Annotated in this window: 8 protein-coding genes; 4 read left to right on the forward strand and 4 right to left on the reverse strand. The window is 69.6% G+C overall.

The genetic code is table 11. From position 1 onward, the window contains the following. Nucleotides 1-97 precede the first annotated feature (97 nt). Entirely contained in the window at nucleotides 98-1,231 is a 1,134-nt protein-coding gene (locus ACTIFS_RS07865) for a hypothetical protein (protein WP_439573504.1), read from the forward strand. A gap of 34 nt (nucleotides 1,232-1,265) precedes the next feature. Next, nucleotides 1,266-1,778, forward strand: coding sequence for a phosphatidylglycerophosphatase A family protein (locus ACTIFS_RS07870; RefSeq protein WP_439573505.1), 513 nt, complete (start codon nucleotides 1,266-1,268; stop codon nucleotides 1,776-1,778). Nucleotides 1,779-1,942: 164 nt separating this feature from the next. Here ACTIFS_RS07870 and lptB read toward each other — a convergent pair whose 3' ends face one another. Next, complete coding sequence (gene lptB / locus ACTIFS_RS07875) at nucleotides 1,943-2,659, reverse strand: LPS export ABC transporter ATP-binding protein (protein WP_439573506.1); 717 nt, start codon at nucleotides 2,657-2,659, stop codon at nucleotides 1,943-1,945. Between the two features lie 34 nt (nucleotides 2,660-2,693). Beyond that, nucleotides 2,694-3,773 (reverse strand): inositol-3-phosphate synthase, encoded by a 1,080-nt coding sequence (locus tag ACTIFS_RS07880; protein ID WP_439573507.1) that lies wholly within the window; start codon nucleotides 3,771-3,773, stop codon nucleotides 2,694-2,696. Nucleotides 3,774-4,085: 312 nt separating this feature from the next. Here ACTIFS_RS07880 and ACTIFS_RS07885 point away from each other — a divergent pair, with 312 nt between their 5' ends. Then, the gene (locus tag ACTIFS_RS07885) at nucleotides 4,086-5,198 is read left to right on the forward strand and encodes a glycosyltransferase family 4 protein (protein ID WP_439573508.1); all 1,113 of its coding nucleotides are present in this window, start codon (nucleotides 4,086-4,088) and stop codon (nucleotides 5,196-5,198) included. 30 nt (nucleotides 5,199-5,228) lie between these two features. On the opposite strand, the gene ACTIFS_RS07890 is transcribed toward ACTIFS_RS07885, so the two are convergent. Both ACTIFS_RS07890 and ACTIFS_RS07895 read right to left on the reverse strand, forming a co-directional pair. After that, nucleotides 5,229-6,236 carry a lysylphosphatidylglycerol synthase transmembrane domain-containing protein gene (locus ACTIFS_RS07890; RefSeq protein ID WP_439573509.1) on the reverse strand — a complete coding sequence of 336 codons (1,008 nt, stop codon included), beginning with the start codon at nucleotides 6,234-6,236 and terminating at the stop codon, nucleotides 5,229-5,231. Further along, nucleotides 6,233-6,970, reverse strand: a complete 738-nt coding sequence (locus ACTIFS_RS07895; protein WP_439573510.1) for a polysaccharide deacetylase family protein — start codon at nucleotides 6,968-6,970, stop codon at nucleotides 6,233-6,235. Before ACTIFS_RS07895 ends, ACTIFS_RS07890 begins: the two co-directional genes overlap by 4 nt. Before the next feature lie 148 nt (nucleotides 6,971-7,118). Here ACTIFS_RS07895 and ACTIFS_RS07900 point away from each other — a divergent pair, with 148 nt between their 5' ends. Beyond that, nucleotides 7,119-8,117 carry a catalase family peroxidase gene (locus ACTIFS_RS07900; protein ID WP_439573511.1) on the forward strand — a complete coding sequence of 333 codons (999 nt, stop codon included), beginning with the start codon at nucleotides 7,119-7,121 and terminating at the stop codon, nucleotides 8,115-8,117. Nucleotides 8,118-8,168: the final 51 nt, after the last annotated feature.

The following is an 8,168-nucleotide window of genomic DNA, read 5'->3' on the forward strand; positions in this document are numbered from 1 at the left end:
CGGACCGGACTCGCCGCAGCCTCGTCCGCCATGATATGACCCGCGCGTCCGCACCGGGCCGGAACGGCGGCGGAGCGGAATCGGAGGGGCATGACGGGTGCGTATCGAGGAGGTGAGGACACGGAGCGACCTTAGACGCTTCATCCGAGTCCCGCGAGACCTCTATCGGGACCTGGCCGGTTTCAGGCCACCGCTGGACCTGGCCCAGCGGGAACTGCTTGCCCCCTCGCGCTCGCCCTTCTTCGCCCATGCGGACGGCGCCCTCTTCCTTGCCCTCGACGGATCCGGTCAGCCGATCGGGCGCATCACCGCCCATTTCGACCGGCTCAGCCCGGCGGACCGGACCCATGTCGGGCATTTCGGGGCGCTCGATACCGTGGACGACCCGCAGGTGGTGGCCGCCCTCATCGGCGCCGCGCGCGACTGGCACGCCCGCCGCGGCCGCCGGGCCCTGCTGGGTCCCTATAGCTATTCCATCAACGAGGAAGCCGGCGTGATGGTGGAGGGCCAGGAGCGGGGCGACATGATCCTGATGCCCTGGCACCCGGCGTGGATCGGCCCGCATGTCGAGGCGGCCGGCCTCGTGCCGGTCAAGGACCTTCTGGCCTTCTCGCTCGGCTACGCTGCGGCCCGGCAGTGGAGCGGCATCGAGGTGGCGCTTCGCGCGAGGGGCGGCCGGATCGTGCCCCGGCCCCTCAACCTGCGCGACCTGAAGGGCGAGGCAGCGATCCTGACGGAGCTCTACAATTCCGCCTGGCAGGACAACTGGGGCTTCGTGCCGCTCGCGCAGACCGAACTGCTCACCCTTCTGCGGGTCATGTGGCCGATCATGCGGCCGAGTTACGGGGTCGTTCTGGAAATGGAGGGGCGGCCGGCGGCCTTCGCACTGGTCCTGCCCAACGCCTACGAACTGTTCGACGGCTTCGGCGGACGGCTCCTGCCGTTCAACTGGGCCCGGCTGATCGCCCGCGTGTTCACCCACCGGTTCCGGCAGCACCGGTTGACCCTGCTGGGGGTGTCCCGGGGGTTGCGCGACACGGTGCTCGGCACCCGCCTGACACTGACCGCCGTCACCAAGCTGATCGCCGAAAACCCTTTCGCGTCGGATATCGAGATGAGCTGGGTGCTTGACGACAACGTGCGGATGAGGCGATTGATCGACAGCGGGGGGGCAACGGTCTCCAAGAGGTATCGCCTCTACGGGGACCCGGTCGAGGGGGCTGCATCGTGACATCCATGACGGGCTCGGGCGCGATGGTTTGCCGATGACCGGCTACCAGGATCGCGCGGCCGCTGCGACCACTCCGGATTTCGCCTTCCTGCGCGGCCATGCCGCCCACGCCATCGCGCTTGTCGGCGGGGCCGGGCTGTCGCCGGTGGCTCCGGGCACGGTCGGCGCGCTGGCCGGCATTCCGGCCGGGCTGGCGCTGGCTCTGGCCGGCCCGCTGGTGGCCGCCCTCGTGATTGTCGCGGCCGGCGCCGTCGGCATCTGGGCCTGCGGCACGGCCGCCCGCCATGCCGGCGTCCATGACCATCCCGCCATCGTCTTCGACGAGGCCTGGGCCATGGCGGCGGTGGTGGCGTTCGTGCCGGCCGGCATCCTGCCGGTCGTGCTCGGCTTCCTGGCGTTCCGGCTGTTCGACATCGCCAAGCCCTGGCCGATCGGGGCGATCGACCGGAATGTCGGCTCGGGTCTGGGGATCATGCTCGACGACGCCGTCGCGGCGCTCTTCGCGCTGGCCAGCGTCCATGCGGCCGCGCGGATCTTCGCGTTCTAGCCGGCGATCACCCGCACGGCGAGCAGACCGCAGGCAAGGGCGATGGCGAGACCCACTCCGTCGAACAGCTGCATGGCTACGCCCTCCCGCCTACGGGTCAGACAATGGACCATTATGGTTTACGAACCATGTCGCGACGAAGGCGCAAAGGTTGCGCGATTGCGTCAGAGCTCGAAATCCTGCCCGAGATAGGCGGCTTTGACCCGCGGATCGGCCACGATGCCCTCCACGGTTCCGGAGGCCAGGATCTGGCCGCCGTCGAGAATATAGGCCCGGTCGACCAGGCTCAGCGTCTCGCGCACATTGTGGTCGGTGATGAGCACCCCGATGCCCTGGACGGCCAGCCTGCGGACGAGGATGCGCACCTCGGTGACCGCGATCGGATCGACCCCCGCAAAGGGCTCGTCGAGCAGCACGAAGGACGGTTCGCTCGCCAGCGTGCGGGCAATCTCCAGTCGCCTGCGCTCGCCGCCGGACAGCGAGCCGGCGCGCGCCTGCCGGACCTTGGCCAGCCCGAACTCGTCCATCAGGCCGCCCAGCCGGCCGGCACGGGCAGCAGGGTCGGTAACCACCGATTCCAGCACGATGAGGATGTTGTCCTCGACCGAGGCGCCCTTGAAGATGGAGGGCTCCTGCGGCAGGTAGCTCAGCCCCAGGCGGGCCCGCGCGAACAGCGGCAGCGCGGTGATGTCCTCGCCGTCCAGAAGGATGATGCCGCTGTCCGGCACCTGCAGGCCGGCGATCATCGAGAAGGTGGTGGTCTTGCCGGCGCCGTTGGGACCCAGAAGCCCAACCGCCTCGCCACGCCTCAGCGCCAGATCGACGCCGCGCACCACCGGACGACCCTCATGGGCTTTGGCGATCCTGCGCGCGATCAGCATGGGCCGTCACGGTCCCTCCCCCTTTCGGGAGATGTCAGGTGGTCCCCGCGATGAACGAGAGGGTCAGGGCGCGCGCCTCGCGGTCGGTGTACTGCCGGGGCGGCGACTTCATGAAATAGCTCGACGGCCCGCCGATGGGGCCGCCGATCCCGCGATCGAGGGCGATCCGGCAGCAGCGCACGGCGTCGATGACGACGCCGGCGGAATTGGGCGAGTCCCAGACTTCCAGCTTCAGTTCCATGTTCAAAGGCACGCCGCCGAACCCGGTGCCTTCCAGACGGATGTAAGCCATCTTGCGGTCGTCGAGGAACGGCACGAAGTCGCTCGGGCCGATATGGATGTTGTCGGCGGCGATCGGCACGTCGATCTGGCTGGAGACCGCCTGGGTCTTGGACTTCTTCTTCGACGTCAGCCGCTCGCGCTCGAGCATGTTGAGGAAGTCGGTATTGCCGCCGAAATTGAGCTGGTAGGTCCGGTCGATCCGGACACCGCGCTCCTCGTAGAGCCGGGCAAGGACCCGATGGACGATTGTAGCGCCGACCTGGCTCTTGATGTCGTCGCCGACGATGGGCAGGCCCTTTTCCTCGAAGCGGCGGGCCCAGTCCGGATTCGAGGCGATGAACACCGGAACGCAGTTGATGAGGCCGCAGCCGGCGGCCAGCGCCTGCTCGGCATAATATTCGCTCGCCTTCTGGGAGCCGACCGGCAGGTAGGAGATGATCACCTCGGCCCGGGCGGCCTTGAGGGCGGCGGCAACATCCACCGCGGCCTCCTCGGCCTCGGTCACGACGCCGACGAGATGCTTGCCGATGCCGTCGAAGGTCGGCCCGCGCTGCACGATCACGCCCGATTCCGGCACCCTGGCGAACTGGATGGTGTTGTTCGGCTTGGCGACGATGGCCTCGGCCAGATCCTTGCCCACCTTGCGGCTGTCGATGTCGAAGGCGGCGACGATCTCGACGTCACGGATATGGTATGGGCCGACCTCGACGTTCATCAGGCCAGGAATCTGCTCCCCGACGCTGGCATCGCGGTAGAAATGCAGGCCCTGGACGAAGGATGAGGCGCAGTTGCCGACGCCGACGATGGCAACTCGAATGGCGGGTCGTGACACGAACAATCTCCGGGCGCAGAGGCCGAAATCCACCGACCACGCCGGCCCCTTATACTGATTTGTTTCGTCAGTTAAAGACTGGCTGTGATCGTCGTCCCCCGGACAGGTGAACTCCCGGGGCTTGCGCGCTCCGGAAGGGCCGCTTCCGGCAGCCCGTCGGGCACCGGAATGAACCGTCAGGGCTGGTCAGCGCGGCGCCGGCTGCAACCCCGCCCGGCTCGGGTCGCGAATCGCAGGGCGTGGACATGGCTCGGCGTCGAAGGCTATGCGTGAGCGCTCGAACAGCCTCGTCCCCGCAATCCGGATTTCCCCTTGAAGATCGCACTGGTGAGCGACTGGTTCGTGCCGCGGCTGGGCGGCATCGAGCTGCAGATGCGCGACCTCGCCCTCGCTCTCAAGGCGCGCGGCCATGCGGTGCGGGTGATCTGCGGCGTGGCGGGGGAGCGCGAGGTTGAGGGCATCGCGGTGGACCGGCTGTCCGGCCCGCGCCTGCCCGGCTTCGGCATCGCCGTCACGCCCGGCGTCTTCGCCGAGCTTCGCGGCCGCATCGTCGAGGGCGGCTATGACGTGGTTCATATTCATTGCGGCAATGTCGCGCCGATTGCCCATCACGCGATGCAGGTCTGCATCCGCCAGCGCATTCCGGCGGTCGCGACCTTCCACTCGGTGCTGAAATATTACGACCTGCCGCTGATGGCGCTCGACGCGCTGCACGGTTATTCGCGATCGGCCCTGCGCTTCACGGCCGTCTCGACGGTTGCGGGGGCCGCGCTCCGGCCGCTGGTCAAGGACAGGCCGGTCGCGGCGATCGCGAACGGAATCGACCTGGCATGGTGGGCAAGGCCGGCGGGTGACCCGGACGCCCCCCGGTCGGGACCGATCGAGTTCGTGTCGGTGACGCGGCTGCAGAAGCGCAAGCGCGCGCGCTGGCTGGCCAGGGCCTTTGCCGCGGCCGTCCGGGACCTGCCGGCGGACTCAGCCCGCCTGACGATTGTCGGCGATGGCGACGAGATGGCCGCAATCCGCGCCATCGTCGCGCGCGCCGGCATGGCGGACCGCATCGTGCTGACCGGCCGGGAGGAGCGCGAGGCGATTCGCGTGCGCCTGCACGCGGCCGATGCCTTCGTGCTGGCCTCCCGCCTCGAAGCCTTCGGGATTGCGGCGCTGGAGGCGCGGGCCTCGGGCCTGCCGGTGATCACCATGGCCCAGTCGGGCGCGCGCGACTTCCTGCGCCACGGCGAGGACGCCCTGCTGGCCGGCGACGACACGGAGCTTGCGGACCAGATCCGCGCGCTGATCGAGGATGGGGATCTGCGCGCCCGGCTCACGATGGCCGCCCGCCGGCCGGCCATCGGGGTGGACTGGAGCGCGGTGGCCCCGCTCTACGCGGCGGAATATCGGGAGGCGATCGCCGCTATCGCCTGATGAGCGGCATCCTCTCAGGCGCGCCCTTGGCTACGGCGCGGACGGTCCGTCCTGCCTGCCGTCGCGATCGCCGCGCGGCAGCGCCCAGGCGAGATAGCCGACCATCACGAAGGACACGGCGAAGGTCACGCCGTGCTGGATGAAGGCGGCGGCGGTCGCCAGCGGCAGCGGCACGCCGAGATACTGGTAGCAGAGGATGACGGTCGCCTCGTAGACGCCGAAATGGCCCGGCGATATCGGCGCCATGGTGGTTAGGCCGAGGGCGGCGACCACGAGGACGGCGGCGGCGAGCGACGGTTCGATCCCAACCGCGACCTGGACCGCCAGGACCGCCACCACCTCCATGCCCTTCTTGGCCAGCGCGAGCACGGTGGTGGCAAGCCCCAGGACCGGCCGGCGCATCGCCTCCAGGTGATCGACGACATCGGCGACAAGGCGGACGAGACGGGCCGCCCGTTCGCCAAGGCCGAGGCCGAGCCGGCGCAGCCACTGACCCCCGTGGGCTGCGCCCAGCAGCGCGACCGTGAACAGCAGCACGGCACCGGCGAGGCTCAACAGCCCGGTCCTCAGCCAGTCGGGCACGGGCAGGAGCACCGTCGCCAGCGCAAGGATCGCGACCTTGGCGATGCCGGTCTGCAACTGGTCCACCGCATAGAGCGAGGCGGCGGCCGAGGCCGGCATCCGCCCCCGCACGATCAGGAAACCGACGGACGCCACCACACCGGCCATGGGCACGGACGCATTGGCCGTGCCGCACAGGCCCGTGACCTGCGCCATGCGGACAAAGCCCGGCCGATGCTGCCGGGGCGCCAGCAGAACCCATTGCAGGATCCAGAGCGGCCATTCGGCCAGCCAGATGAGCACGGCAAGCGCCACCCAGTGCCACTTTGCCCCGGCAAGCGCCGCGACGACCTCCGCCCAGGGCAGGGCGACGGCCGCGACGGCGAAGAAGGCAGCGAGCACGCCCCAGCCGAGGATCCACCAGATCCGGTAGGACGGTCGCGGCGCCACCGCGCCGGTGGTGATCGGGGCGGTCACGCGGCCTCGCCCCTCATCTGCTCACCGAGATCGCGCATCGTGACGAAGCTGGCGCCGCGCGACTTGAAATAGGCGATGACCGCCGCCAGCGCGTCCAGCGCCGGCTGGCCGGTGCGGAAGCGGCAGTCGTAGCGCAGGTTCGCCTGGCGGAAATCGACGAACTCCCAGGGGTGGACGAACAGCACCACCGGATCGGGCAGCCGGCCGAGGAGAAACTCGCGGATCAGCCGCGGAATGCGCAGGGCGCTCGAGGTGATGGAGGCCGGAATGCGCACCAGCGAGGGCGCATTCGGCTCGCCCGGCACGTCCTTCTTGTAGCGGGCCTGAGAGGAATCGAGCCGGAAGCCCTCCTCGACCAGCAGGTCGAGGTAATGGCCGGGAAAGCGCAGGTTGGGCGCACGGAACGATGTCACCTCGCCGAACGCGCGCAGCCGGCGGGCCGATTCGGCAATCTCCCAGCGGGCACTGTCGCGCGACATCCAGTCGAAGCGCTGGTGGGTGACGCCGTGGCAGGCCAGTTCATGGCCGGCCTCGACGATCGCCTCGACGGCGGCCGGATGGAGGCGGGCCGTCTCGCCGGTGGTGAACCAGGTGACCGGCACCGCCTCGCGCGCGAACAGGTCGACAAGTCGCGGTGCCCCCTCCGTCACGCCGCGCCATGTCCACAGGAACGGCGGGCAGTCGGGCTCCATATCGACGGACAGCGAGACACGCAGAGGGCGAGGGGCAGGCATCGCCCGGCTCATAGAGCATTTCGGGTGGAAGGGGAAAGGCCCGGGCCAGCGACCACGCAAGTCACGGGGGCGTGAACCTGGCGCCGGTAATGATTACTGCCCCTGAGCAGAAGAGGTATCGGGAAACACAGAGGAGCTGGTACCCCCGATGCCGAAAAGCCCGACACCCCTGGCCGCCGCGCTTGCCGCCGCCGGAGCCTTTGCAACGTTCGAACCGGCGGCGGCGCAGATGCCGGCCGAACCGGTCTCCACCCAGCTCGTGGATGCCCTTCAGGGCGTTTTCGGGTCCCATGCCGGACGCCGGCGCAGCGGTGCCAAGGGCTTTTGCGCCACCGGCGAGTTCACCGCCACCGGCGAGGGCGAACGGCTGACCTCCGCCCCGACGCTCCGGCGCGGATCGCGTCTGCCGGTGGTTGCCCGCTTTTCCATCGGTGGCGGCAGCCCTGCTGCCCCCGACAACGGGCCAAGCGTGCGCGGCCTGTCCTTCTCCATCGACGGCCAGCATGAGTTCGTGCTGATCAACACACCGGTCTTCACGGCGCGCACCCCCGAGAGCTTCGTCGCCTTTCTGAAGGTCCGGGCTCCCGATCCGCAGACCCGGCAGATGAACGCCCCGGCCATCGCTGCGGCCAATGCGGCCAATCCCGACTGGATGCCCCAGATCGCCTATCTGCGCGACAACCCGCCGCCGGCAAGCTATGCGACATCGGCCTATTTCGGCGTGAACAGCTTTGTCTTCGTGACCCCGCAGGGCGGCAGGCAGCATGCGCGCTGGACCTTCGAGCCGGTGGCCGGCCGGATCGGTCTCACCCCCGAGGAGCGTCAGGCTCGCGGGCCGAACTTCCTCGAGGCCGAACTGCGCGGACGCCTCGCACAGGGGCCGGCGGAATGGCGCGTACTGCTGCAGATGCCGGAGGCCGGCGACCCGCTGAACGACGCCGTGGCGGCCTGGCCGGCCAATCGGCCGACGGTGGAGGTCGCACGGCTGAGGATCACGGCCATCCAGCCGGCAGGCGGGCCGGCTCCCTGCGACGGGCAGATGTTCAATCCGACGCTGCTGCCCGATGGCATCGAGCCGTCGATGGATCCGATCCTGACCATCCGAGCCGAAGCCTATGCGGTTTCGCTGTCCCGGCGCAGCCAGTGACCGGCAGACCGTGATCGGAAGCGGGCGGGCCGGGCAGCCCGGCCGGCCCCC

The organism is Phreatobacter sp., from assembly GCF_051860605.1.
Classification (GTDB): domain Bacteria; phylum Pseudomonadota; class Alphaproteobacteria; order Rhizobiales; family Phreatobacteraceae; genus Phreatobacter.

Bases quoted from the DNA above. Each gene is read 5' to 3' on its own strand.
- ACTIFS_RS07870 (WP_439573505.1), top strand. From the start codon at position 1,266: ATGACCGGCTACCAGGATCGCGCGGCCGCTGCGACCACTCCGGATTTC.
- lptB (WP_439573506.1), bottom strand. From the start codon at position 2,659: ATGCTGATCGCGCGCAGGATCGCCAAAGCCCATGAGGGTCGTCCGGTG.
- ACTIFS_RS07895 (WP_439573510.1), bottom strand. From the start codon at position 6,970: ATGCCTGCCCCTCGCCCTCTGCGTGTCTCGCTGTCCGTCGATATGGAG.
- ACTIFS_RS07900 (WP_439573511.1), top strand. From the start codon at position 7,119: ATGCCGAAAAGCCCGACACCCCTGGCCGCCGCGCTTGCCGCCGCCGGA.